At 51.8% G+C, this 25,267-nt stretch carries 21 protein-coding genes; 5 read left to right on the top strand and 16 right to left on the bottom strand.

From position 1 onward, the window contains the following. The first annotated feature begins 46 nt into the window (after positions 1-46). Positions 47-631: a 4'-phosphopantetheinyl transferase family protein gene (locus ABLV66_RS25385; RefSeq protein WP_213797854.1), complete on the top strand. Its 585-nt coding sequence runs from the start codon at positions 47-49 to the stop codon at positions 629-631. Between the two features lie 37 nt (positions 632-668). After that, positions 669-1,235 carry an NADPH-dependent FMN reductase gene (locus ABLV66_RS25380; RefSeq protein ID WP_348877234.1) on the top strand — a complete coding sequence of 189 codons (567 nt, stop codon included), beginning with the start codon at positions 669-671 and terminating at the stop codon, positions 1,233-1,235. Between the two features lie 45 nt (positions 1,236-1,280). Here ABLV66_RS25380 and ABLV66_RS25375 read toward each other — a convergent pair whose 3' ends face one another. Beyond that, positions 1,281-2,618 carry an NCS2 family permease gene (locus tag ABLV66_RS25375; RefSeq protein ID WP_348877236.1) on the bottom strand — a complete coding sequence of 446 codons (1,338 nt, stop codon included), beginning with the start codon at positions 2,616-2,618 and terminating at the stop codon, positions 1,281-1,283. Between the two features lie 171 nt (positions 2,619-2,789). On the opposite strand from ABLV66_RS25375, the gene yieH reads away from it, so the two are divergent. Next, positions 2,790-3,455 (top strand): 6-phosphogluconate phosphatase, encoded by a 666-nt coding sequence (yieH, locus tag ABLV66_RS25370; RefSeq protein WP_032713001.1) that lies wholly within the window; start codon positions 2,790-2,792, stop codon positions 3,453-3,455. A gap of 69 nt (positions 3,456-3,524) precedes the next feature. Here the strand turns inward: yieH and ABLV66_RS25365 are convergent, their stop codons facing one another. The 12 genes from ABLV66_RS25365 to glmU form a co-directional block, all read right to left on the bottom strand. Continuing rightward, positions 3,525-4,244, bottom strand: coding sequence for a glucosamine-6-phosphate deaminase (locus tag ABLV66_RS25365; RefSeq protein ID WP_315711979.1), 720 nt, complete (start codon positions 4,242-4,244; stop codon positions 3,525-3,527). A gap of 49 nt (positions 4,245-4,293) precedes the next feature. After that, entirely contained in the window at positions 4,294-5,460 is a 1,167-nt protein-coding gene (locus tag ABLV66_RS25360; protein WP_348877237.1) for an alpha/beta hydrolase-fold protein, read from the bottom strand. Between the two features lie 42 nt (positions 5,461-5,502). After that, a complete protein-coding gene (locus ABLV66_RS25355) occupies positions 5,503-7,137 on the bottom strand; it encodes a carbohydrate porin (protein ID WP_348877239.1) in 1,635 nt (544 codons plus the stop codon). A 475-nt stretch (positions 7,138-7,612) separates the two neighbouring features. Beyond that, positions 7,613-8,338, bottom strand: a complete 726-nt coding sequence (gene phoU / locus ABLV66_RS25350) for a phosphate signaling complex protein PhoU (protein WP_004145007.1) — start codon at positions 8,336-8,338, stop codon at positions 7,613-7,615. A gap of 49 nt (positions 8,339-8,387) precedes the next feature. Continuing rightward, positions 8,388-9,161 (bottom strand): phosphate ABC transporter ATP-binding protein PstB, encoded by a 774-nt coding sequence (pstB, locus tag ABLV66_RS25345; protein WP_015369015.1) that lies wholly within the window; start codon positions 9,159-9,161, stop codon positions 8,388-8,390. Positions 9,162-9,207: 46 nt separating this feature from the next. After that, on the bottom strand, positions 9,208-10,098 hold the full coding sequence (gene pstA / locus ABLV66_RS25340) for a phosphate ABC transporter permease PstA (protein ID WP_045395998.1): 891 nt from the start codon (positions 10,096-10,098) through the stop codon (positions 9,208-9,210). Next, the gene (gene pstC / locus ABLV66_RS25335) at positions 10,098-11,057 is read right to left on the bottom strand and encodes a phosphate ABC transporter permease PstC (protein ID WP_045396000.1); all 960 of its coding nucleotides are present in this window, start codon (positions 11,055-11,057) and stop codon (positions 10,098-10,100) included. Before pstC ends, pstA begins: the two co-directional genes overlap by 1 nt. A gap of 125 nt (positions 11,058-11,182) precedes the next feature. Beyond that, positions 11,183-12,223: a phosphate ABC transporter substrate-binding protein PstS gene (gene pstS / locus ABLV66_RS25330; RefSeq protein WP_015369012.1), complete on the bottom strand. Its 1,041-nt coding sequence runs from the start codon at positions 12,221-12,223 to the stop codon at positions 11,183-11,185. A 305-nt stretch (positions 12,224-12,528) separates the two neighbouring features. Beyond that, complete coding sequence (locus tag ABLV66_RS25325) at positions 12,529-14,286, bottom strand: amidohydrolase (RefSeq protein WP_063414970.1); 1,758 nt, start codon at positions 14,284-14,286, stop codon at positions 12,529-12,531. Between the two features lie 52 nt (positions 14,287-14,338). Continuing rightward, a complete protein-coding gene (locus ABLV66_RS25320) occupies positions 14,339-15,238 on the bottom strand; it encodes an AraC family transcriptional regulator (protein WP_047078158.1) in 900 nt (299 codons plus the stop codon). A gap of 166 nt (positions 15,239-15,404) precedes the next feature. Beyond that, positions 15,405-17,234 carry a glutamine--fructose-6-phosphate transaminase (isomerizing) gene (glmS, locus tag ABLV66_RS25315; RefSeq protein ID WP_015703916.1) on the bottom strand — a complete coding sequence of 610 codons (1,830 nt, stop codon included), beginning with the start codon at positions 17,232-17,234 and terminating at the stop codon, positions 15,405-15,407. Positions 17,235-17,419: 185 nt separating this feature from the next. Further along, positions 17,420-18,790: a bifunctional UDP-N-acetylglucosamine diphosphorylase/glucosamine-1-phosphate N-acetyltransferase GlmU gene (gene glmU, locus ABLV66_RS25310; protein WP_045396006.1), complete on the bottom strand. Its 1,371-nt coding sequence runs from the start codon at positions 18,788-18,790 to the stop codon at positions 17,420-17,422. Between the two features lie 445 nt (positions 18,791-19,235). Here glmU and ABLV66_RS25305 point away from each other — a divergent pair, with 445 nt between their 5' ends. Next, positions 19,236-20,603 (top strand): DKNYY domain-containing protein, encoded by a 1,368-nt coding sequence (locus tag ABLV66_RS25305; RefSeq protein WP_315711987.1) that lies wholly within the window; start codon positions 19,236-19,238, stop codon positions 20,601-20,603. A gap of 583 nt (positions 20,604-21,186) precedes the next feature. Continuing rightward, positions 21,187-22,434, top strand: a complete 1,248-nt coding sequence (locus ABLV66_RS25300; protein WP_348877240.1) for a TerD family protein — start codon at positions 21,187-21,189, stop codon at positions 22,432-22,434. Between the two features lie 78 nt (positions 22,435-22,512). On the opposite strand, the gene ABLV66_RS25295 is transcribed toward ABLV66_RS25300, so the two are convergent. The 3 genes from ABLV66_RS25295 to atpG are packed head-to-tail and all read right to left on the bottom strand — an operon-like array spanning position 22,513 to position 25,225. Next, positions 22,513-22,932, bottom strand: coding sequence for a F0F1 ATP synthase subunit epsilon (locus tag ABLV66_RS25295; RefSeq protein WP_015703917.1), 420 nt, complete (start codon positions 22,930-22,932; stop codon positions 22,513-22,515). A 20-nt stretch (positions 22,933-22,952) separates the two neighbouring features. Further along, positions 22,953-24,335 (bottom strand): F0F1 ATP synthase subunit beta, encoded by a 1,383-nt coding sequence (atpD, locus tag ABLV66_RS25290; protein ID WP_015369008.1) that lies wholly within the window; start codon positions 24,333-24,335, stop codon positions 22,953-22,955. Positions 24,336-24,361: 26 nt separating this feature from the next. Further along, on the bottom strand, positions 24,362-25,225 hold the full coding sequence (atpG, locus tag ABLV66_RS25285) for a F0F1 ATP synthase subunit gamma (protein WP_015369007.1): 864 nt from the start codon (positions 25,223-25,225) through the stop codon (positions 24,362-24,364). Between the last annotated feature and the right edge of the window lie 42 nt (positions 25,226-25,267).

Raw genomic sequence — 25,267 nt, 5'->3', positions numbered from 1 at the left:
GAGCCGCTATCGCGCCTCGCGTTCGCTGCTCGCTGAACTGCTTTTCATGCTTTATGGTATCGGCGAACTGCCGGAAATCATCAGCGAACCCAATGGACGGCCCGTATTTCGCGATCCCCACCTTCCCCGCTTTTCCATCTCTTATGCCGGGAATATCGTCGGCGTAGCGCTAACGACGGAAGGTGACTGCGGTCTCGATATGGAACTGCAGCACGCCTCGCGTGGCGTCCATCCGCTACATGCCGCCGATCGCTATGTCTTCAATAGCAATGAGAATTTATGGATTAACATCCAGCACGATCCGGATGAAGCCCGCGCCCAACTGGTCGCGCTGCGCCGCAGCGTGCTGAAGCTCACCGGTGAAGCCCCGGTACGAGTACAACTGCTGCCGGGGTCTGGTCGCCTGCGTACCGCTGGCCCCCAATCGATTGAAGCCATCTGTGATGCCGAAACGCTGCTGGTGTGGTCAATTGCCGTCACCCCGAATATCGGGCCGCTGAAGGTCTGGGAATTCGATAGTAAAGAGGGCTGGCGCTGCCTGCCTGATGCGCAAACGCGCGCCAAAGAGACTGACGCGCGCCTGATGCGCTTTACCAGCTTACCGGTAGAAAAAGTATTCTCCCTCAACTGACCGGTTTAGCCGGCCATCATGATGCAAAGGAGCACTCATGTCTGATACGTTGAAAGTTGTTACGTTACTCGGAAGTCTGCGCAAAGGTTCTTTTAATGCCATGGTTGCGCGTACGCTGCCAGGCATTGCGCCTGCGGGCATGGAAATCTCCGCGCTGCCGTCGATCGGCGATATCCCGCTGTACGATGCCGATATCCAACAGGAAGAGGGGTTCCCGCAGAGCGTGCAGGAGATCGCGAAACAAATCCGCGAAGCGGACGGCGTGGTGATCGTTACCCCGGAATATAACTACTCGGTACCCGGCGGCCTGAAGAACGCCATCGACTGGCTCTCACGTCTACCGGAGCAGCCGCTGGCCGGTAAGCCGGTGCTGATCCAGACCAGCTCAATGGGCGCTATCGGCGGGGCCCGCTGCCAGTATCATCTGCGCCAGATTCTGGTCTTCCTCGATGCGATGGTCATGAACAAGCCGGAATTTATGGGCGGCGTGATTCAGAACAAAGTCGATCCGCAGGCGGGTGAAGTGGTCGATCAGAGCACGCTGGACCATATGCGCGGCCAGCTGACCGCCTTTGGCGATTATATTCAGCGGGTAAAAGCATAAAAAAAGCCCGGCAGCGATGCCGGGCCATTTCATCATGCGTGCGGATCAATGCGCATCGATAAAGACAATTTTCAGCACGAACAGCAGCGAAACGATAATCACGCACGGGCTGAGTTCACGCAGACGGCCAGTGCCAATCTTCATCACGCAGTAGGAAATAAAGCCCAGGGCGATACCTTCGGTGATCGAGAAGCTGAACGGCATCATCACCGCGGTGATAAACGCCGGTACCGCTTCCGTCAGGTCATCCCACTTCACGCGCGCCAGGCTTGAGGTCATCAGCACGCCAACGTAAATCAGCGCCCCGGCGGCGGCATAGGCCGGAACCATCCCCGCCAGCGGCGACAGGAAGATGACCAGCAGGAACAGGATACCCACGACAACGGCGGTCAGGCCGCTACGCCCGCCAACGGAAACGCCGGAGGAGGATTCGATATAGGCCGTAACCGAAGAGGTGCCAATAAAGGAGCCGGCGACGGACGACACGCTATCGACGAACAGCGCCTGCTTCATGCGCGGGAATTTACCCTGCGCATCCGCCAGCCCGGCTTTATCGGTAACGCCAATCAGGGTGCCGGAGGAGTCGAACAGGTTAACCAGCATGAACGAGAAGATCACGCCCGCCAGGCCAAGGTTCAACGAACCGGCCAGATCGACCTGCCCCACAACCGAGGTTACGCTCGGCGGCGCGGAGACGATGCCGGTATAGTGCACATCGCCGAGCATCCAGCCCAACAGGGTGGTGACCACGATGGAGACCAGCACGGCAGCATGAATATTACGCGACGCCAGGATAGCGATAATAAAGAATCCGAGCACGCCCAGCAGCACGCTGTGGGAGGTCAGGTTACCGATGCTGACCAGCGTGTCCTGGTTCGCCACGATAACACCAGCGTTCTTCAGGCCCATCATGCCGATAAACAACCCGATACCGCTGGTAATGCCCACGCGCAGGCTCACCGGGATATTGGCAATCATCCAGTAGCGTACGCGGAAGAGGGTCAGCAGCAGCAGGCCAACGGCGCCCCAGAAAATCGCGCCCATCCCCACCTGCCACGGCAGGCCCATCGCCTGAACCACCACGAAGGCAAAGAAGGCATTCAGACCCATCGCTGGCGCCAGCGCCACCGGCAGATTCGCGAACAGACCCATCAGGATGCTGCCGAAGGCCGCGATCAGACAGGTGGTCACAAAGACAGCGCTGGTATCCATACCCGCCACGCCAAGAATTTGTGGGTTCACGAAGACGATGTAGACCATCGTCAGGAACGTGGTGAAACCGGCGATCGCTTCAGTGCGCACCGTGGTGCCGTGCTCGCGCAGTTTAAATACGCGCTCCAGCAGACCCTGGCCAGAAGACTGGCTGGTTTGTTGTTGACTCATTATCGGTTTCCGAACGTAAAAGGAGGGAAAATTCGAGGCTATCCTATACCAAATTACGGCACCAGGCGCGGTTGTATGGTAATTTTTTTCATTTATTTTGCTTATACGGCAACGATTGCGTCGCGGCATTGAGCATTACGAAAACGTTAAACTTGTTAAACTGGAAAGAGTATGACCCAACCACAAGCAGTATTTTTCGATTGTGACGGCACGCTGGTCGACAGCGAGGTGATTTGCTCACGCGCCTATGTTCACATGTTTCAAGAATTCGGTATTACGCTGGATTTAGCCGAAATTTTTAAGCGCTTCAAGGGCGTTAAGCTGTACGAGATTATCGACACCATCAACGCTGAATATGGCGTTAACCTGCAGAAAGAGACTCTGGAGCCGGTGTATCGCGCCGAAGTCGCCCGTCTGTTCGATAGCGAGCTGGAGGTCATCCCCGGCGCCGCTGCGCTGCTGGACGCGGTGAAGATCCCGATGTGCGTGGTGTCGAATGGCCCGGTCAGTAAAATGCAGCATTCGCTCGGTAGAACGCAGATGCTGCACCACTTCCCTGACCGGCTGTACAGCGGTTACGACATTCAGCGCTGGAAACCCGACCCGGCGCTGATGTTCCATGCGGCAGAGGCCATGCAGGTACAAGTCGAAAACTGTATTCTGGTTGATGATTCCAGCGCAGGAGCCCAATCGGGGATCGCCGCGGGTATGGAAGTCTTTTACTTCTGCGCCGACCCGCACAACCAACCGATCGATCATCCAAAGGTAACGACCTTCACCGATTTAGCTGAGCTGCCGGCATTGTGGAGAGCGCGTGGCTGGGATATTACTCGTTAAGACCCGGCGTCGCTACGCTCGGCCGGGCTACGGTTGATCACAACGGTAGCCCCGCTGGCCAGCAGCTTTTTAGTGCTGCAATTCCGCCGCTGCTGCTTTATCCGCAATAATCACCAACGAAGGGTGCAATTTGAGCACCGATGCCGGCACCTGTTCGCTGACCGGGCCTTCCACCACCTGCTTTAGCGCTTGCGCTTTCGCCGCGCCGCTGACAATCAGCAGCAGGTTTTTTGCCGCCATCACGCTTTTCGGCCCCATGGTGACATAGCTATCCGGCACCACGTTGAAATCGCCCCCCATTTCACCGTTCGCAACAATGCCAACCAGATCCCCATGAATCGGTACTTCAACCGTCTCATCATGAAAGCGCGTGGTGTTCGGCAGGTTGCCGCAAAAATGGCCGTCGGCGCCCAGCCCCAGCACAATCAGGTCAAGACCGCCGACCTCTTCCAGGCGGCGATCGTGTTGAGCCGCATTCTCCAGCGTCAATTTGTGAATGTTCTCTTCTTTGATTTGCGCTGGGGTAAAAAACAGCTGGCGCAGGTTGGAAATCGTCACCCCTTCACGCTGCTGGCCGCGAAAAGGAATCTCATCAAAGTTGTAATAGTGAACCCGATCATAGAATGATTTCCCTTTGATGGCTGCCACCAAATGCTCATACATACGCTTCGGCGTACTCCCCGCCGTCACCGCCAGATTCATTCGTCGCGGCATCGTGATATAGCCTAAAAGATGATGGCAGGCGACCAGGCTCATCTCTTCATAATCTTCCGTCACAATCAATTTCATCTCATCTTCCTTTACTGGTTGAGACAGGGGGCGCCATGCCCCCTGACGGTTATTTAAAGAGCTTTTGCACAAACTCGGCATAGGCCGGACGCCAGACGTCCATTTCATGATTCAGGCCGGGATAAGAGTGGTAATCAAATTTGATCTTCTGCTTTTCCAGTTCGCTTTTCAGGCCTGCAATATCTTTGCCAGTGACGGAGTCTTTTTCGCCAACCACCAGCGTAAAGTTACGCAGTTGCTTATTGATGGCGTCAGGGTTATTCAACTGCGCCTCCACGCCAGCGTCGGGAACCGTAGTTGTCGTAACCCCGCTTAAGGTGGCAAGCCACCCGAAGCTCTCAAGATGGTTCATCCCGGACACCAGCGCCTGGTAACCGCCCTGCGACAGCCCCGCCAGCGCCCGGCCGTCGGCATCTTTACGCACGTTAAATCGGGAATCGATCAGCGGAATGATGTCGTGCATCAGTTCGTTGTCTGCGGCTTTCGCATTGAGTGGATAGAAGTTTTTACGCCGCTCCTGCGGCGGGAAGTTTTCCGCGATCGCTTGAGGAATATCGGTTTCGGTATCCGGCACCACCACCAGCATCGGCTTGATTTTGCCCTCCACCAGCAGATTATCCATCATTTGCGGGATGCGTCCCTGGTCGATGGCCGACAGACCGCTATCGCCAAAACCGTGGTAGAAATAGAGCACCGGCAAAGGCTCGCCGCTGCCGTTATAGCCCGGTGGCGTCCAGACGTAGACGCGACGCTCTGACTTAAGCGCAGTCGAATGGTAGGTGACGGTACGCAGATCGCCGTGCGGGACCGCCCGATCGTCAAGAATGCTGCCGGGCACCAGGATCAGGCTGGTATTCACCTGGCGTTGCGGTTTCTGGTAGCGGCTGCCGGTATCGACGGAACGAAAACCGTCCACATCAAAGTAGTACTCATAAAGATTGGCGGCCAGGCGATCGCTTTTCCACGTCCATACGCCCTGGGTGTCTTTGGTCATGTCATGAGAGACAAAGGTATCCGGCGTCGACCCCGTGACGACGGAAACGCGCCTGGCATCGGGGGCAAATAATCGGAAAGTCACGCTGTTATCCGTATTCACCTGAGTAATATATTGGCTGACAGGAATAGCGGCATCAGGCATCGTCGGCAGCGGTGCGGCGTGCGCCGTAAATGTGGCGCCAGCCAGCGCCAGGGCGAAGTAAATTGCATGTCGTTTCATTTTGATTCCTTTTTACGTTTTTATTAGCAGGCGCTTGCGGCCTTACCACCAAATTTCAGCCTGCGCGCCGACCGCGAACTGGTCGTTCTTGCCATCTTCAAAAACCGCGGTGGTATTGTTAGCAGCCTTATCCAGATCGATATCTTCGGCTTTAATATAAGTCGCATAAAAACGGATTTCCGGGCGCGAGGTCAGCATACTGGTATTAACTTTGAAGGTATGGAATAAGGTGGTCTTATAACCGGATTCGTTATATTTCTTGCCCGTCACATCTTTGTTCTGCTGTTTGAAGTAGCCCAATTCAACGCCGGTCTGATTATATTTATTCCAGATATATGCCGGACGGACCACGACGCGAATAGATTCAAAGTCTGAATGGGCGCCGGTTTCATAGCTATAGATGTCATTACCAAATGAGTAGACGATTGCATTCGCCATAATGACATCATCGCGCAGATAGGTTTCCCCCTGCGAGGTTAAGCGCACGGCGGTGCCGTTGGTATGATCGCCATAATAACGCCCATTATTGGTGGTATATGGGCTCGAACCGGCATAGCGCGAGAAGCTGCTGGCGATGGAGTTTTTCGCCAGTAATAATGAGAACTCGTTAAAGCCGCCGTTATCAAATTTCTGCGTTAATGAGGTGCCCACCATCCAGGTATCTTTCCATTGGTAGTAACCTTCATTCCCCTCTTTATATTTCTCTGATGAGCTTTGATTGGCGGCGACATAGCGCCCGCTCACCATCAGCGAGGCTTTATCCCACAGCGGAATATCTTTGTAACGCACATCCAGGGTATTGGTATTAATTTGCTGCTTATTAGTCAAAGAGCGGTCATAGTCATCGATGTCTTCGCGCACCAGCGCGATATCAAATTTACCGGCGCCCACCTTCCAGTTTTCAAGCCCCACGCCAGCCGCCGCATCGGTTCTTTGCGTTTTCCAGTCCAGCATCTGGATCTCGATTTTCGGCGCGCCGTGCTTACCGACCCAGAAATCCGCTTCCGGGGCAAACGGCAGAAAGCCTTTGGTGTTGACGTACATATCCGAGAACTGAAGGTAGTTTTCGCCGCCGGCATTGTCGCCAAACCAGCCGGTAGAATACTGCTGACCCACATTGCCATCGAGCATCACGATGGCATCCACACGTTTGTCGTCCTCCTGAAAAACGCGCTGTTTAAGCTGTAAATCAAACCAGCCGGAATACTCGTTACCCAAACGGCCAAGCGAGCCGATGGCCCACGATTTTGGCGAACCGTGCGAGGCGGTCCCCCAGCCAGAACGGTAATAGCCGTTATAGCTAAAGCCGATTTCATCTTTTACAAACTTGCTAAAATCTTTCAGCGTCATGGCGCTATAGGTTGGCTCACCGCCCTGCGCCGGCTGTTCATTTTTGACCAGTACCGCATCCGGCTTAGCGGCCGCTTGGGTCGCCGTGGGCGCTTTCGCACTCTGGCTCTTCTGGCTATTTACCGGTTGCGACCAGGCGGCCCAGACCTGGTTCCTTTTTTTCTCCTGATCCTGATATTTCTTGAGTTCTTTTTGCGTGTCCTGAAGCGCTTTTTCCAGAAGCTCCAGCCGTTGTTCAACCGTAAGTTGCCCGGCAATAAGATTTGTTGAATAAGAAAGCGGCGCCAGCAAAACCATCGCCGAAGCGATCATATTTCTTCTAATCATAATAATCCCTTATATAAGCATTGGCGTAAATGAAACACGTAACAAATAAATAGCGTTATGTTTTTAATAAACTGCATTAATACCATTCCACGTAACTGCAGCTTTTATTTTCCTGCCGAATAAGTGGCAAAAAAAAACCTGAAGGAGACCATCTGCATTAACAGATAATCCTCTTCAGGTTTTGCCCGCTCATTGCGGTAACAACCCTTATCACCAACCGTTCAGCGTCTAAAACAAAAAAACCTGACATCGCCGCCTGGGGCAATATCAGGTTTTGCCTGCTGTCGCAGTAACAATCCATTTGACCTTCTGAGCAGCAACGCCCGGTCAGTGGGAAAGATTGTTACGCGATAAAATTTAAAACTCAAATAGCCAGAGTATTAATTGTGACGATAATCGCAGCAATATGTCAGCGATGCAGACAATCATTGTTGATTCTGATTATTCCCTTTACCAGAATCAACCATCATGATCTTTACTCTTTCGGATCTTTACCCGCGAGCAGTTTATCCAGTTCGTCGCCGCCTACGTGACGGAAATCCTGGCCTTTGACGAAGTAGAAAATATATTCGCAAATATTCTGACAGCGATCGCCGATACGCTCGATGGAACGCGCGCAGAACAGCGCGGTCAGGACGCTCGGAATGGTGCGTGAGTCTTCCATCATGTAGGTCATCAGCTGACGCACGATGCCTTCATATTCCTGGTCAACTTTCTTATCTTCACGATAGATGCGTACCGCCTCATCAAGATCCATACGCGCAAAGGCATCCAGCACGTCATGCAGCATCTGCACGGTATGGCGGCCCAGCGACTCAAGGCTCACCAGCAGCGGCTGGTGCTGCTGGGAAAACTTCTCCAGCGCGGTACGGCAGATTTTATCCGCCACGTCGCCAATACGTTCCAGCTCGGCGATAGTCTTGATGATCGCCATCACCAGGCGCAGGTCGCTGGCGGTCGGCTGACGTTTAGCGATGATGCGCACGCAGGCCTCGTCGATCGCCACTTCCATCATATTGACCTGCTTGTCGCCGTCGATTACGCGCTTCGCCAGATCGCTGTCCTGATTGTGCATCGCGGTGATCGCATCAGAAAGCTGCTGCTCCACCAGCCCACCCATGGTCATCACCTGGGTGCGAATGTACTCCAGCTCTGCGTTGAACTGGCCGGAAATATGTTTATTAAGATTTAAGTTATCCATGATGTCTCCTGATTGCCCATCGGGTTAGCACCTGAAAGCAGAAGGGCAATCAACCGTAGCGGCCAGTAATATAATCTTCAGTTTGCTTCTTAGCGGGCTTGGTAAACAGATCGTCCGTGTTGCTGAATTCAATCAGCTCGCCAAGATACATAAATGCCGTATGGTCGGAACAACGCGCAGCCTGCTGCATGTTGTGGGTAACGATAACGACGGTGTAATCCTGCTTCAGCTCGGTGATAAGTTCCTCGATGCGCCCGGTGGAGATCGGGTCCAGCGCTGAGCAAGGTTCATCGAGCAACAGCACTTCCGGGCGAATCGCGATACCGCGGGCGATACACAGACGCTGCTGCTGACCACCGGAGAGAGAATACCCGCTCTGGTGCAGTTTATCTTTGGTTTCATTCCATAATGCGGCTTTGGTCAACGCCCACTGCACGCGCTCGTCCATATCGGCTCGCGACAGCTTCTCAAACAGGCGCACGCCGAAGGCGATGTTGTCGTAGATGGACATCGGAAACGGCGTCGGCTTCTGGAATACCATCCCCACTTTCGCGCGCAGCAGCGCGATATCCTGGGTATTGGTGAGAATATTGTCGCCATCCAGCAGAATTTCGCCTTCCGCACGCTGCTCCGGGTACAGCTCAAACATCTTGTTGAACGTACGCAGCAGAGTGGATTTACCGCATCCTGACGGGCCGATAAACGCCGTCACCTGGTTCTTAGCGATATCCAGGTTGATGTTCTTCAGGGCATGGAATTTGCCGTAGTAGAAGTTCAGATCACGAACTGAAATTTTACCCGGATTCGCGTTCACCATACTCATCTCAATCTCTTCCTCATTCGGCGCCGCTTAGGCCGCGCCGCAAAAATTAACCGTGTTTCTTCTTCGCGAAGACAACGCGCGCCAGAATATTCAGCAGCAAGACGCACAGGGTGATAATCAATACCCCGGCCCATGCCAGTTGCTGCCATTCCGCGAACGGACTCATGGCAAATTTAAAAATGGTCACCGGCAGATTGGCGATCGGCTGCATCATATCGGTGCTCCAGAACTGGTTGGAGAGCGCGGTGAACAGCAGCGGCGCCGTCTCCCCGGCGATACGGGCAATGGCCAGCAGGATACCGGTCATAATGCCGGATACCGACGCCTTAAGGGTGATCGCGGAAATCATCTTCCATTTCGGCGTCCCCAGCGCATAGGCTGCTTCACGCAGGCTATCCGGCACCAGCTTTAGCATGTTTTCAGTGGTACGAATCACGATGGGCACCTGCAGCAGCGCCAGCGCGATAACGCCCGCCCAGCCGGAGAAATGCTGCATCTGCGCCACCACGATGGTGTAGACAAACAGACCCACGACGATAGACGGCGCGGAAAGCAGAATATCGTTGATAAAGCGGATGATTTCCGCCAGTACCGACTTACGGCCATATTCCGCCAGATAGATACCGGCCATGATACCCAGCGGCGTACCAAAGACGGTCGCCCACAGGATCAGCAGGCCGCTGCCCGCCAGGGCGTTCGCCAGACCGCCGCCCGCGGTATTCGGCGGCGGCGTCATTTCGGTGAACAGCGCCAGGCTCATGCCGTCGATGCCACGCGTGATGGTCGACATCAGGATCCAGATAAGCCAGAAGAGGCCGAATGCCATGGTCGCCATCGACAGGGTCAGGGCGATGCGGTTCTTCAGGCGGCGCTTAGCCTGCATCTTGCGACGGGATTCCGCCAGTTCGGCGGTGGTTTGCAATTCGATCGTTGCCATTAGCGTGCCCCCTCGTTCTTAGCGAGACGCATAATCATGAACTTCGACGCGGCCAGAACGATAAAGGTGATAACAAACAGGATCAGGCCCAGTTCCATCAGCGCCGCTACGTGCAGGCCGCTTTCCGCTTCCGCGAATTCATTGGCCAGCGCCGAGGTAATACTGTTGCCCGGCATATACAGCGAAGCGCTGTCGAGCTGATAGGTGTTACCGATAATAAAGGTGACGGCCATGGTTTCGCCCAGCGCGCGGCCCAGGCCGAGCATGACGCCGCCAATCACCCCGTTTTTGGTGAACGGCAGCACAATGCGCCAAATCACCTCCCACGTGGTGCAGCCGATCCCATATGCGGACTCTTTCATCATCACCGGCGTCTGCTCGAAGACATCACGCATTACCGCGGCGATATAAGGAATGATCATGATGGCCAGAATGACGCCGGCCGCCAGGATGCCGATACCGAACGCCGGGCCGGCAAACAGCGCGCCGACAAAGGGGATCGTCGAAAGGACGTTGCCGACTGGTTCCTGGAAGTAAGTCGCAAACAGCGGGGCAAAAATAAACAGGCCCCACATGCCGTATACGATACTCGGGATTGCCGCCAGCAGCTCAATAGCGATACCCAGCGGGCGTTTTAGCCAGGCCGGGGAGAGTTCAGTCAGGAACAGCGCGATGCCGAAGCTCACCGGAACGGCGATCAACAACGCGATAATTGAGGTAACCAGAGTCCCGTAAATCGGTACCAGCGCACCGAAGATTTCATTCGGCGCATCCCACTCTTTGGTCCACAAAAAGGAAAAGCCAAATTTCTGAATACTTGGCCATGAAGAGATGATGAGGGAAACGATGATGCCACCCAGCATCAATAGCACAATCAGCGCAGCCAGTTTTACCAGCGCGCTGAAGATCATGTCACCCTTTTTCCCCGGAGGGTTGAATGCCGGCTTGCTTGCAGCCATAGGTTACTCTTTAAGTTCGGGCCCAAAAAGCCAGCATTTTACTGAGCTTACGGGCAAAGGTAATGCTATACCCGAAATAATTCGAGCTGCAGGAAGCTAGCCGGCAGCTCGACATTCCGCGGGTATTAGTACAGCGCTTTACCGCTGCTGTCTTTCACGTTGGTTTTCCATGCGGCGCGAACCTGCTCAACCACGCTGTCCGGCAGGCTGGCATAATCCAGCGCATTCGCTTCTTTGCCGCCGTTTTTATATGCCCAGTCGAAGAACTTCAGCACTTCCGCGGTATTCTCCGGCTTATTGGAGGCCTTGTGGACGAGGATGAAAGTGGTTGAGGTGATCGGCCATGCATTTTCACCTTTCTGGTTAGTCAGGTCCTGAGCGAAGGACTTGCTCCAGTCGATACCTTTCGCCGCATTAGCGAAGTTATCTTCCGTCGGGCTGACCGGCTTGCCGTCAGCGGACAGCAGTTTGGTGTAAGCCAGGTTATTCTGCTTAGCGTAAGCATACTCGACGTAGCCGATCGCGCCCGGCAGACGCTGAACGAAGGCCGCGATACCGTCGTTGCCTTTACCGCCCAGACCGGTCGGCCAGTTTACGGTAGAGCCTGCGCCAATTTTAGATTTCCACTCTTCGTTCACTTTCGCCAGATAACTGGTGAAGACGAAGGAAGTACCGGAACCATCCGCGCGGCGAACCACAGCGATGTTCTGAGCCGGTAGCTTCAGGCCAGGGTTGAGTTTAGCGATCGCTTCGTCATCCCATTTTTTGATTTTGCCCAGGTAGATGTCGCCGAGGGTTTTACCATCCAGCACCAGCTCCCCGGATTTAACGCCCGGCAGGTTAACCGCCAGCACCACGCCGCCGATCACGGTCGGGAACTGGAACAGGCCTTCCTGCGCCAGTTTGTCATCAGCCAGAGGAGCATCAGAAGCACCGAAATCCACGGTGTTGGCAATAATCTGTTTAACGCCGCCAGAGGAACCAATACCCTGGTAGTTAACTTTATTGCCCGTTTCTTTCTGATAGGTATCAGCCCATTTGGCATACACCGGAGCAGGGAAAGTTGCACCTGCGCCAGTCAGGCTTGCTGCTGCGAAAGCAGAGAAAGCGCTCATCGATAAGGTCGCGGCGACAACTGTTGCGACGGTGGTACGCATAACGTTCATAATGTCTCCTGCTGGGATTCGTAAACCGTTGTTTCGAAGCTATGGTGAGCAAAATAGGACAAACAGGTGACAGTAAAATGTACGAATTATGACAGTTTTATGACACGCAGAAATGCGTTCGACGAAAGGAAATTAAAATCAATATTTTCAATGAATTGGATTTAATTGTGACATCAGGTTTACGGCAAGATTTTACCTGTATGACAGTGAAAATAAGGTTCGAAAATGACAGTCTGTCATAAAGCAGGGAAGCGGATTTTACTTCATCTCTTAAAAGGCTGCCGGGAGGCAGCCCTGAAATGACGTCACTCCGCTTGATAAACCTGACGGCCCTCAAACATCGTCCAGACGACCTTCGCGTCACGCAACTCCTCAATACTCACTTTTTCAAGATTGCGATCGAAAAGTGCAAAATCGGCGCTTTTGCCTACGGCCAGCGAACCTATTTCATCTCCCCGGCCAATCACCTTCGCCGCATTCAAAGTATAGGCCTGAAGCATCGCCTCCCGACTAATTTTCTCACTATCCGGCGGTAGCTCGCCCAACTCCCCCCTGCGCGTGACGGCCGTGTAAATAGCCAATAGCGGGTTCGCGCTGGACACCGGTAAATCACTGGCGCCGGCAATCAATGCATGGTGACGGTACAGATCGCCTGCCGGATAAAGATGAGTTAGCAGAGGTGCAGGTACCTTGCCCTCCAGTAAGGTTGTCGTGGCGCCATCGCCATCCTTACCGGCCCATAATAGCTGCATCGAGGCCGCAACATTAAGCTGCTGAAAACGTGGGTAGCTCTGCGGGCTGACCACTTCCAGATGGGTGATGCTATGTAGCGTCTCGCTATTACCGTTGGCTTTTCGGGCACAAGCTACGGCATCCAGCGATTCTTCAACAGCGCGATCGCCGATCGCATGAAAATGCGCGATCAGATGCTCGGCATCCGTACGGGTAATCAGCTGACAGAACCTGGTTTTATTTAACGATTCGCTGCCGCGATAGCCTGGACGATTCAAATAAGGCAGGCTCAGTTTCGCCGTTTGTGAAGGGTATTCAATGACACCGTCCTGAAAGATCTTAATCCCCGCCAGCCTGAAATCAGGGCTTTGAGAGAATTTATCGCGCAGCGCTAACACATCGTCAATAATTGAAGGCCCGGCATTAATATTCACCAACGCCAGGCCGCTAACATGGGCGGTTAGCTTATTGGCCTTAGCTAACGCCGAGTATGCAGGAAGCAAGCCTACATCGTTGCGATTAGGGCTGGCGTCAAACATCGGTGACAATGGGCGAATATTGCTGAGCGGATCCATCCAGGCAGTAATGCCGAACTGGTTCATGGCATCCGCTCCCGCAATAATGGCGCGGGATAATGTCTCGTCATCAACGGCAGGGATGGCATTCATCACGAAATCCCACGCGCCTTCAGTGACAAAACCGCTGATTTTACCGTCAGCTGTCAATCCCGTTCCCGCTTTAAAAGCGCTATCCGCATGTCGGAGTTTTTCCGTTGTTAAACCCGCTTTACGTAGCATTGCCTGATTAGCCCAGCCGGTATGGGCGTCAGCGCCACCCAACACCACCGGCGTATTTTTATATTCCGGCGCATTGAATACGCTATCCAGCAGACTAATTCGATCCCAGTAATCCAACGGCACATTACTGTAATACTGCACACCATGCAGATCGCGCTGCGGATTATCTTTATTTTTAGCGACGAAAGCACGCACTGCTGCGGCATCCTGCAAGCCGCCGGGGAATTCCAGCGTTAGCGTCTGAAAACCGGCATTAGCGACGTGGGCATGGGTATCAATCAATCCGGGCATCAGATACCGACCTTTTAGATCGATTTGCCGGGCATGTTCGCCAACTAGTTTAAGGACGTCCTGGTATTTACCAACGGCAACGATTTTTTCCCCTTCAATACCAATAGCTTCAGGATGCGGATTTGACGCATCAGCGCTATAAATGTCCCCACCATATATAATTGTTTTATTATCTTGCTGGGAATAAACTGAAAAAGGAGACATCGCCAGTGCACACACCAGATAAAGCATTGAGCGTTTCATTAATAACTCCGTTGCGTTTGCCAATAAAGACCAAATCAATAGTTATAAAATGTTATTCAGCTGGTGTGTTTTTCAAAGGAATACCAATATCGAAAACATAATAATCGCGAGAGACATCCGTTTCTGGATAATATTTTTCATAGCACGGGCTATCGCCTTTTAAATAACCCTGAGCATTAACCCAAGCAAATGCGATATCCCAGGCGGTATCCAAATTTTCCCCATAAACAGCAAACTTACAAATGGCATACCGCCCACTCGCTCGCGTCTGTACGGCAATTTCTCGCCCGGTTTTTACACTGCCAGCGAGTTCTACGCACACATCGGTGCGGCAGCGTAACTCCGGTGTAACTTCTGGCGAATCCCAATAGAGGCAAATCATTCCTCCGGGCTGCAATGGCGTATCAGGAAACAGGGCTAACAGGTCTGCGTGCGTTTGTTGGCACGTCTCTTTCCCATACAGGCCGAATCGCCGCATATATGCCAGACGCACTGCCGGTAAATATTCCACGCCAGCCGCGATAAAACCAGCATCATCCCATGTGCTCAACATCGCGTCGGATTGAGAATAGTCGCTTTCTACAATACTGACGTTTCCAGGTTTGCTTTTCTCTTGTCTCGCAAAACGACGACGAAACTCACCGGGGGTGAGTGAAAAATGCTGACGAAAAGCTTTAGCAAAATTTTGCGAACTGGAAAATCCGATCTGCAAAGCAAGACCGGTGATATCGCCATATGGAGATTCAATCAAATGCATGGCCGCCTTTTCCATTCGCAGACGGCGAGTAAAAGCAGCCACCGTTTCCCCAACCTGAGCTTTAAAGATTCGGTGAAAATGAAAACTTGATACCGCTACTTCACTCGCAATTTCATCCAGCGTTGGATTAACACAAAGATGATCATTGATATAGTCTATTGCTTTAAAAACTTTCTTTCTGTAATCCTGCGGCATCGCTAATTATCTTTACATATGAACCATCTTTATAATTTACGAAGAGAAATTCAATTCTGGAAAAAATAAATAAACATAGTGTGAGCTGGATATAAAAAATCCGATAGTGTTTCATTAACACTACCGGATTTACAGATTTCACTGCCTGATTCAGTCGTATCGACCGTTACTCTACGGTCACCGATTTCGCCAGGTTACGCGGCTGGTCAACGTCGGTGCCTTTGATCAGCGCAACGTGATAAGCCAGCAGCTGCAGCGGCACGGTGTAGAAGATCGGCGCAATCACCTCTTCGACATGTGGCATCTCGATGATGTGCATGTTGTCGCTGCCGCTGAAACCGGCGTCTCCATCGGCGAAGACGTACAGTTCACCGCCGCGGGCGCGAACTTCTTCAATATTGGATTTCAGTTTTTCCAACAGTTCGTTGTTCGGCGCCACCACGATAACCGGCATTTCGGCATCAATCAGCGCCAGCGGGCCATGTTTCAGCTCGCCCGCCGCATAAGCTTCAGCATGAATGTAGGAGATCTCTTTCAGCTTCAGCGCCCCTTCCAGCGCGATCGGGTACTGATCGCCGCGGCCAAGGAACAGCGCGTGATGCTTATCGGAGAAACGTTCCGCCAGCTGTTCGATGCGCTTATCCTGCGACAGCATCTGCTCGATACGGTTCGGCAGCGCCTGCAGGCCATGCACGATATCCTGCTCGATAGCCGCATCCTGGCCCTTGAGACGCGCCAGTTTCGCCACCAGCATCAACAGCACGGTCAGCTGAGTGGTAAAGGCCTTGGTCGATGCCACGCCGATTTCGGTACCGGCTTTGGTCATCAACGCCAGATCGGACTCGCGCACCAGCGAGGAGCCCGGAACGTTGCAGATAGCCAACGACCCCAGATAGCCAAGCTCTTTAGAGAGGCGCAGCGCCGCCAGGGTATCCGCCGTCTCACCGGACTGGGAGAGGGTGATCATCAGGCTGTTACGGCGCACCGCGGATTTGCGGTAGCGGAATTCGGAAGCAATTTCGACATCGCACGGCACACCGGCTAACGCTTCGAACCAGTAACGGGAGACCATCCCGGAGTTATACGAGGTTCCGCAGGCAACAATCTGGATATGCTCAACCTGCGACAGCAGCGCGTTGGCATTCGGCCCCAGTTCGCTGAGATCGACCTCGCCATGGCTGATACGCCCGGTCAGGGTGTTCTTAATCGCGTTCGGCTGTTCGTAAATCTCTTTCTGCATATAGTGGCGATAAATCCCCTTATCACCGGCGTCATACTGCAGATTAGATTCGATCTCCTGGCGATTCACTTCCGCGCCGGATTTATCGAAAATAACCACCGTACGACGGGTAACTTCGGCAATATCGCCCTCTTCGAGGAAGATAAAGCGGCGGGTCACCGGCAGCAGCGCCAGCTGGTCAGAAGCGATAAAGTTTTCGCCCATGCCCAGGCCAATGACCAGCGGGCTACCGGAGCGTGCCGCCAGCAGCGTCCCCGGATCGCGGGTATCCATGATCACCGTACCATAGGCGCCGCGCAGCTGCGGGATTGCGCGCAGTACGGCTTCACGCAAGGTGCCGCCCTGTTCCAGCTCCCAGTGCACCAGATGCGCGATAACTTCGGTATCGGTTTCGGAGACGAAGACATAGCCACGAGACTGCAGCAGGGCGCGCAGCGGCTCATGGTTCTCGATGATCCCGTTATGGACCACCGCAATATGTTCAGAAACATGCGGATGCGCATTGCTCTCAGACGGCTCGCCGTGCGTCGCCCAGCGGGTATGGGCAATCCCGGTACCGCCATGTAACGGTTGCTCTTCTACCGCCTGAGCCAGCATCTGAACTTTACCAAGACGACGAACGCGGGTCATATGACCTTCGTTATCGACCACTGCCAGACCGGCAGAGTCATAGCCCCGGTATTCCAGACGACGTAAACCTTCGAGAAGGATTTCAGCAATATCACGCTGCGCGACTGCGCCAACAATTCCACACATAGTTAAATTTCCTGATAATGGCGATATGCCATGCGTTGTCGCTGACCTGTATTTGCCCTTTACGGGCGCCCCGAGCCTTGTAGAGAGTGGGGTTATTTTTATGGTACTGCCTGCGGACGGGGACCTATATTGCTCCTCTCATCCTGGTTTGCCGGGCGATCTCTCACCCGGCGACAATCTAAAAACTACTTTTTCTTTACCGGACGCTGCCAGCCCTGTTTGTGGACCTGCGGCACGCGACTTAACACTAGTTCGTTGTCAGCAATATTACGCGTGACGGTGGTGCCCGCGGCAATCGTCACGCCGTTACCGACGCTGACCGGCGCGACCAGTTGCGTATCAGAACCGACAAACACGTCATCGCCGATGATCGTTTTATGCTTATTTGCGCCATCATAGTTACAGGTGATGGTACCTGCGCCGATATTAACGTTGTCGCCAATTTCAGCGTCGCCGAGGTAGGAGAGGTGTCCTGCCTTCGAACCTTTGCCCAGACGGGCTTTCTTCATTTCGACAAAGTTGCCAACGTGAGCGCCTTCCAGCAGTTCAGCCCCCGGACGCAGACGCGCAAACGGGCCGATGGTGCAGGCAGCCTGCAGTTGCGCATCTTCAACCACGCTATACGGGCTGATTTCGCAGTCATCGCCGATGACGCTGTCTTTGATGACGCAGCCGGCGCCGATCTTCACGCGATCGCCCAGCACAACATGACCTTGCAGAATAACGTTAGTATCAATTTCGACATCGCGCCCGTGTTTCAGCACGCCGCGCAGATCGAAACGCGCCGGATCGCGCAGCATCACACCCGCCAGCAGCAGTTTTTCTGCCTGCTCTGACTGATATACTCGTTCCAGACGCGAAAGTTGCAGACGGTTGTTCACCCCTTCAACTTCGCTCAGACGCTGTGGATGCACCGCAACGATCTCATGACCTTCCTGATGAGCCATCGCGATAATATCAGTGATGTAGTATTCGCCCTGGGCGTTATTGTTAGTGAGCTTCGCCAACCAGCGTTTCAGGTCCGCGCCGTTAGCAACCAGAATCCCGGTATTGATCTCCTGAATCTGGCGCTGTGCTTCGCTGGCGTCTTTATGCTCAACGATGCCTGTTACCTGGCCATTTTCACGCGTGATGCGCCCATAACCGGTTGGATCATCCAGCTTCACCGTCAACAGGCCGATACCGCCCTGCGGTTTTGCGGCGCGCAGGCGCTGTAGCGTTTCAACCGAAATCAACGGCACATCGCCATAGAGCATCAAGATATCTTCATCATCATTGAAGAACGGCGCCGCCTGCTGCATCGCATGGCCGGTACCGAGCTGCTCTGCTTGCAGCACCCAGTTGAGGTTATCTTCATGCAGCGTTTGACGCAGCAGATCGCCGCCGTGGCCGTACACCAGGTGTACCGCGGCAGCGCCTAAATCTTTAGCCGCATCAATGACGTGCTGAACCATTGGCTTCCCGGCCAGAGTATGCAGCACCTTAGGAAGATCGGAATACATGCGGGTCCCTTTGCCTGCGGCAAGGATAACCACGCTCATCGCACTGTTTGACATACGCATCCTGACAGCTGTTAGAACGAAAAGTAAAAGCCTTTCACGTTGAAATTGCTACATATTTTTCATCATGAAACGAGACGCGGAGAAAACGTCCAGGCTCAATGCTATACACCATTTTAGGGCGCTATTTTTCACCATCGCAAATCAGTTTAACGCTGAAAAACGATGATAGGGAGAGAAATAGTCGCCTATCTCACTGCTTTTGCTGTTTTTTTTATACATAAATAAAGCATGAGTAAATGGATACCATCTTATGATTAATATGCATTTTATCATTTATGTAAATGGATGGGCGAGTCTGTTTAGCCAGTGAAGCAGTGATGGTTTCATTTCAATAGTCTCTATGGGCATTTTGGTTTACGCTGAGCTAGCTCATTTTTATTTCACTATGCCGTTAGCCAGGAACAGGCTGCTCGTTAATCCGCACAGGAAGCGTAATACAATGCATAAATTAAAATTCGGAATTATCCTTACTTTATTGTTATTTATTAATACTTCAGCATGCTATGCGAAATTTCATTCATGCACGGAATATTGGCACGACGATGGCAAAGTTGAAAAAATGTCATGCGGCAGCAATTACAAACCAATACCAGATAGCCCTTATGTATTAAAAAACAACAAAGCCTGGTATACTAATTACAATAGCAGGACATATAATCGGCACTCTGGTTGTGCTGGTGTCACCTGCATGGCACCTGACTTAAATATCCTTCCAGAAATTGAACGTGAAAAAAAACACTATTATTCACTCAATATTAATGCCAATCGTATAAATGTAATAAAAGAACCAAATCACAACTGTGGGTATAGTAGGATAAATTACATCGCAGATGACAAGAACGTTTATTATAAAGGAACAAAAATAAAAAACGCCGACCCTCAATCATTCAAAGCATACGAAATGAAAGAGCATGACATATACTCTCTCGGATGTAATCTGGCATGGGATAAGAACAATATTTATTACTTAGAAAAACCTCTGGATGTGCCAGTTACCGGTGAAGTCAATCTGATCAATGAATCATTAATTAGCACCGGAAAGCAAATTTATAAAATAGAAAATCAACAAGGTAATTTAATTTTAACGCCTCGTAACAACATCTCTGCCAATCTCTATGCGCTGCCAAGTGGTCGGGGTTTATCCACAGATAACCAGCACCTTTTTTACTATGGAAAGGCTATTGAAACGCTAGCAGGTATCCCACCGACGCTCGTAACACCTGTGTGCCCGGTTCCTGGCTTTCCCCATCTGGAATGCTACCTTCCTGATAATAGTATTTATAATACGATGAAGAATGATGGTTACACTGTTATTCGTACAAAAAATAATATATGGGTGCAAATAAACAAACACTATCATAAAGACATATATAAAATAGGCATCACTCCACAGGACAAGATTTACTTTCTTGTTAAAGCAAAATATAGCGGAAGCGCGTACCTCATTATCAACAACACTTTATATAATCTTGAAAATCATAATAGAAGAGATAAATATGATAGACGTGGCCCCGTCGTTTTTTCGGATTTTCTGATGAGTTATGGTTATTCAAAATTTATTGATAGCCATGGGGTGATTTATGATGAAGCGAATCAAAGCATCGATAATCGTAAGACATTGTTTAAATGTGGTGAAAAAAACAAGAAAAGATTACATTGGGATAAAGATAAAAACACAACCCCAGGAACATTCGTTCTAAGCGATAAGGAATACCGTTACTTTATAGTTAAGGGTGAATTAGCCAAAGTTCAGGATAAAAAAACAAAGCAGTTCATCGACGATAACAAAGGTGATTGTTCAAAATGACCAGGCCTTTGTTCTACTGAAATGAAGAAGGGAATTGAGGGGACAAATTCTCCCAGGGCACTCACCGCAGTGACGAACCATACCCTGACAAAAATGCCGATCGCCTTAAGTGACCAGCATCCCCCCTCATGCGACCTCTTGTCCGCGGATTCACATCACATATGTTGGCGTTTGAATGAGCGATAGTGTGTGAAAACAGGGTGGTAGCGCAGCGATTAGAAGCTCAGGGCGCTAAATTTGGCGATGATTTTGTGGAACAGTTTCATGATGATTTCCAGATTGCAGGTGCGGGTTATGTTTTTTTTGTGATACACATCACAAAACAGAGTCTACGCCTCATCATTTAACTAATCAATAACAAAGAAGGAGGGCCTCGCACTTTTTATGCTACGAACAGGAACCTGAAGGTCTCTCTATATTTAATTCTGATATTTAATTAGCCGAACCCACTTATTAAAAATAATAGCTAATTAAATAAATCCAGAAAATATATAACCTAGCTCAATAATAAAATCAAAAGCCAAGAGAAAATAAAAAGTGTAGACTCAAAAAATCATGCCACAATAATTAAGGACAATTAACCATGCATAAATACCTCACACCTGGCGAAAATTCGTCTTTAAACGCGCCAACTGGATTGGTCACCGTTTCCCATCGGACTGGCAATGGGCTGGATATCAACCTTACCGCTTTTCTACTGACTGCATCAGGAAAGACGGAAGATGATACCGGCATGGTGTTTTTTAACGCTCAAAAGCATAGCTCTGGTTGTGCTATGTTTATACCACCTGAACTACAAAATAATGTGATGTCCCATAGCATTCATTTTGATTTATCAAAGCTACCAGCTGGCATCACGAAAATAGCCATCACATTGACTCAAGACGGAAGCGCTGGGGGGTTTTCTACTGTTAACGATCTGCAGGCACAAATAAAAGCGGGCGAACAAATACTGGAACTAGCTCCCGGTTCATTTAATCAGGAGACTGGGATTATCGTGCTGGAATTATATGTGCATAACGGTCAATTTAAAGCCCGATCCGTATGGCAGGGATTTTCCTCAGGCCTGGTCGGGCTTTGTAATATGTATGGTGTCGAGGTAGAAAGTGAACCGGCGCCTGCAACTGCTGGCTTACAAAAACCTAATATAAACAATGCGGTAGTTTCGCTCAAAAAACCAGAAGATAAACACCGCGTTTCGCTTATAAAGGGAAGCGATGCGCCCCCAAAAATTACGATTAGCGCCACATGGGTAGATAACGGCGATGGTCGCGATAATGATGACCTGGATTTACGAGTAGGAATTCTGTGGCCTGACGGTAATATGTCCCTCATTCAGGCGCCGGATAAATCAGGTGCGTTTAATAAAAAACCCTGGGTTTACCATACGGGCGACGTCGTTAGCGCAAGTCTTTCTGCGCCTGGCGTTGAAAAGGTAGAAATTAACCCTGAAATATCCCGACTGGCGGGTGGGAAAATTGCGCTGGTATGTAGTGTCTATTCCGCCGTCAGTAACGGTGTGGTAGCCGTAGCGTCATTAAAACCGAAAATGCGCATGGAGTATGGTGACAAGATTGTAGAATGCTCTTTTGATTTCACGAAAAAGAAAGGTTTCTTCAGTAGCTGTATTTATACCTACGTTATTGGCCTGATTGAAATAGATCAGGATACTATCGAATTATATCCATCAGGTGTGACATCTAAACCGATGAGTGAATCCACTCCTTGGTTAACCCGCCGACAAGACAACAGTCTGGAACTCACGATGAATGGCCCTGCCGTCTTTAAAGGCAGACCTAACAACCGTAGCGGAAGTAAACAATACATCTGATTCTAAACTCAGGGTGGGTCATTAAGCATAAAAAAAGCCAGTCTGTTGCCAGACTGGCTTTTAGCTTTCAAGCCGGTGTTACATCGCTTTTTTGGTCAATTCGATAACGCGCAGTTTAGCGATCGCTTTGGCCAGTTCCGCGGACGCCTGAGCGTAATCCACGTCGCCGTGAGAGCTCTTGATGTGCTCTTCCGCTTTACGTTTCGCTTCCAGGGCTCGTGCTTCGTCGAGGTCCTGACCGCGAATTGCCGTATCGGCCAGAACGATCACGTTGCCCGGTTGCACTTCAAGAATGCCGCCGGACAGATAGATAAACTCTTCGTGACCGAACTGTTTAACGATGCGAATCATACCAGGCTTAATGGCGGTGAGCAGCGGCGCATGACCCGGGAAAATACCCAGTTCACCTTCGCTACCCGTTACCTGGATTTTCTCGACCAGGCCAGAGAACATTTGTTTCTCTGCGCTGACGACATCCAGGTGGTAAGTCATTGCCATATCACCCTCCGATTAAGGCGTTAAAGTTTTTTGGCTTTTTCCACGGCTTCTTCGATGGAACCGACCATGTAGAACGCCTGCTCCGGCAGGTGATCGTATTCGCCTTCCATGATGCCTTTAAAGCCACGGATGGTGTCTTTCAGCGAAACGTATTTACCCGGAGAACCGGTAAATACTTCTGCTACGAAGAACGGCTGGGACAGGAAGCGCTGGATCTTACGAGCGCGAGCTACCACCAGTTTATCTTCTTCAGACAGTTCATCCATACCCAGGATGGCGATGATGTCTTTCAGTTCCTGATAACGCTGCAGCAGGGACTGTACGCCACGCGCGGTGTCGTAGTGTTCCTGACCAACAACCAGCGGATCCAGCTGACGGCTGGTGGAATCCAGCGGGTCAACGGCCGGGTAGATACCCAGAGACGCGATCTGACGGCTCAGTACCACGGTTGCGTCAAGGTGCGCAAAGGTGGTTGCTGGGGACGGGTCAGTCAAGTCATCCGCAGGTACGTATACCGCCTGAACGGAGGTGATAGAACCGGTTTTGGTGGAGGTGATACGTTCCTGCAGAACGCCCATCTCTTCCGCCAGAGTCGGCTGATAACCTACCGCTGAAGGCATACGACCCAGCAGTGCAGATACTTCAGTACCGGCCAGGGTGTAACGATAGATGTTATCGACGAACAGCAGAACGTCACGACCTTCGTCACGGAATTTCTCAGCCATGGTCAGGCCGGTCAGCGCAACGCGCAGACGGTTTCCCGGCGGCTCGTTCATCTGGCCGTAAACCAGGGATACTTTATCCAGAACGTTAGAGTCGGTCATTTCGTGGTAGAAGTCGTTACCCTCACGAGTACGCTCACCGACGCCCGCAAACACGGAGTAACCGGAGTGCTCGATCGCGATGTTACGGATCAGCTCCATCATGTTTACGGTTTTACCTACACCCGCACCACCGAACAGACCAACTTTACCGCCCTTAGCGAACGGACACATCAGGTCGATAACTTTGATGCCGGTTTCCAGCAGTTCCTGAGAGCTGGACAGCTCTTCATAGGAAGGCGCCGCGCGGTGGATAGCCCAACGCTCTTCTTCGCCGATGTCGCCTTTCATGTCGATCGGCTGACCCAGGACGTTCATGATACGGCCCAGAGTCGCTTTACCTACCGGGACTTCGATCGGATGCTCGAGGTCTTTAACTTCCAGACCACGACGCAGACCGTCGGAAGAACCCATGGCGATAGCACGAACTACGCCACCGCCGAGCTGCTGCTGAACTTCCAGCACCAGGCTCTCATTACCATTCTGTACCTCAAGGGCATCGTACACGCGTGGTACGGCATCCTGAGGGAACTCGACGTCGACCACGGCGCCGATTACCTGGACAATCTTTCCAGTAGCCATCTTAAATCCTCTACGAAATAACCTGGTTAAACCGCGGCGGCCCCCGAGACGATCTCGGTGAGTTCCTGAGTAATGCTGGCCTGACGAGCTTTGTTGTATACCAACTGCAGCTCTTTAATCAGGCTGCCGCCATTATCGGTCGCGGCTTTCATCGCCACCATACGGGCGGCCTGCTCGCTGGCCAGGTTTTCTACCACGCCCTGATAAACCTGAGATTCCACATAACGACGCAGGAGGGTATCCAGCAGCGCTTTCGGATCGGGCTCATACAGGTAATCCCAGGACTTACGTTTCAGATCATCATCTTCTGAAGCCGGTAATGGCAGCAGCTGAGTGATGGTCGGAGCCTGAGACATGGTGTTAATAAATTTGTTGCTGACAACGTAAAGCTTGTCCAGACGGCCTTCATCGTAGGCCTGCAACATCACTTTTACCGGGCCGATCAGTTCGGACAGGGACGGGTTATCACCCATACCGGTCACCTGGGCCACAATATTGCCGCCCACGGAGTTAAAGAAAGACACGCCTTTAGAGCCGATCATTGCGAGGTCGCACTGAACGCCTTTATCGGACCATGCTTTCATATCCGCCAGCAGTTTTTTGAACAGGTTAATGTTCAAGCCACCGCACAGACCACGGTCGGTCGACACCACCAGGTAGCCCACGCGTTTAACGTCGCGTTCTTCCAGGTACGGGTGCTTATATTCCAGATTACCGTTCGCAAGGTGACCAATCACTTTGCGCATAGTATCTGCATATGGACGGCTGGCCGCCATGCGATCCTGCGTTTTACGCATTTTGGAGGCGGCGACCATCTCCATCGCTTTGGTGATCTTTTGCGTGTTCTGGACGCTTGCGATCTTACTACGTATCTCTTTTGCGCCGGCCATGAGCTTCTCCTCAATGCCTTGCGGCCTGCCCTAAGGCAAGCC

The organism is Klebsiella sp. CN_Kp073, assembly GCF_040065495.2.
In the GTDB taxonomy this organism is placed as follows: domain Bacteria; phylum Pseudomonadota; class Gammaproteobacteria; order Enterobacterales; family Enterobacteriaceae; genus Klebsiella; species Klebsiella aerogenes.
This window is presented reverse-complemented; position numbering and strand designations above follow the sequence as displayed.

Excerpts from the sequence above, each read along its gene's own strand:
- ABLV66_RS25385 (WP_213797854.1), top strand. The coding sequence starts at position 47 with ATGCTTTATGGTATCGGCGAACTGCCGGAAATCATCAGCGAACCCAAT.
- ABLV66_RS25380 (WP_348877234.1), top strand. The coding sequence starts at position 669 with ATGTCTGATACGTTGAAAGTTGTTACGTTACTCGGAAGTCTGCGCAAA.
- ABLV66_RS25375 (WP_348877236.1), bottom strand. The coding sequence starts at position 2,618 with ATGAGTCAACAACAAACCAGCCAGTCTTCTGGCCAGGGTCTGCTGGAG.
- yieH (WP_032713001.1), top strand. The coding sequence starts at position 2,790 with ATGACCCAACCACAAGCAGTATTTTTCGATTGTGACGGCACGCTGGTC.
- ABLV66_RS25365 (WP_315711979.1), bottom strand. The coding sequence starts at position 4,244 with ATGAAATTGATTGTGACGGAAGATTATGAAGAGATGAGCCTGGTCGCC.
- ABLV66_RS25360 (WP_348877237.1), bottom strand. The coding sequence starts at position 5,460 with ATGAAACGACATGCAATTTACTTCGCCCTGGCGCTGGCTGGCGCCACA.
- ABLV66_RS25355 (WP_348877239.1), bottom strand. The coding sequence starts at position 7,137 with ATGATTAGAAGAAATATGATCGCTTCGGCGATGGTTTTGCTGGCGCCG.
- phoU (WP_004145007.1), bottom strand. The coding sequence starts at position 8,338 with ATGGATAACTTAAATCTTAATAAACATATTTCCGGCCAGTTCAACGCA.
- pstB (WP_015369015.1), bottom strand. The coding sequence starts at position 9,161 with ATGAGTATGGTGAACGCGAATCCGGGTAAAATTTCAGTTCGTGATCTG.
- pstA (WP_045395998.1), bottom strand. The coding sequence starts at position 10,098 with ATGGCAACGATCGAATTGCAAACCACCGCCGAACTGGCGGAATCCCGT.
- pstC (WP_045396000.1), bottom strand. The coding sequence starts at position 11,057 with ATGGCTGCAAGCAAGCCGGCATTCAACCCTCCGGGGAAAAAGGGTGAC.
- pstS (WP_015369012.1), bottom strand. The coding sequence starts at position 12,223 with ATGAACGTTATGCGTACCACCGTCGCAACAGTTGTCGCCGCGACCTTA.
- ABLV66_RS25325 (WP_063414970.1), bottom strand. The coding sequence starts at position 14,286 with ATGAAACGCTCAATGCTTTATCTGGTGTGTGCACTGGCGATGTCTCCT.
- ABLV66_RS25320 (WP_047078158.1), bottom strand. The coding sequence starts at position 15,238 with ATGCCGCAGGATTACAGAAAGAAAGTTTTTAAAGCAATAGACTATATC.
- glmS (WP_015703916.1), bottom strand. The coding sequence starts at position 17,234 with ATGTGTGGAATTGTTGGCGCAGTCGCGCAGCGTGATATTGCTGAAATC.
- glmU (WP_045396006.1), bottom strand. The coding sequence starts at position 18,790 with ATGTCAAACAGTGCGATGAGCGTGGTTATCCTTGCCGCAGGCAAAGGG.
- ABLV66_RS25305 (WP_315711987.1), top strand. The coding sequence starts at position 19,236 with ATGCATAAATTAAAATTCGGAATTATCCTTACTTTATTGTTATTTATT.
- ABLV66_RS25300 (WP_348877240.1), top strand. The coding sequence starts at position 21,187 with ATGCATAAATACCTCACACCTGGCGAAAATTCGTCTTTAAACGCGCCA.
- ABLV66_RS25295 (WP_015703917.1), bottom strand. The coding sequence starts at position 22,932 with ATGGCAATGACTTACCACCTGGATGTCGTCAGCGCAGAGAAACAAATG.
- atpD (WP_015369008.1), bottom strand. The coding sequence starts at position 24,335 with ATGGCTACTGGAAAGATTGTCCAGGTAATCGGCGCCGTGGTCGACGTC.
- atpG (WP_015369007.1), bottom strand. The coding sequence starts at position 25,225 with ATGGCCGGCGCAAAAGAGATACGTAGTAAGATCGCAAGCGTCCAGAAC.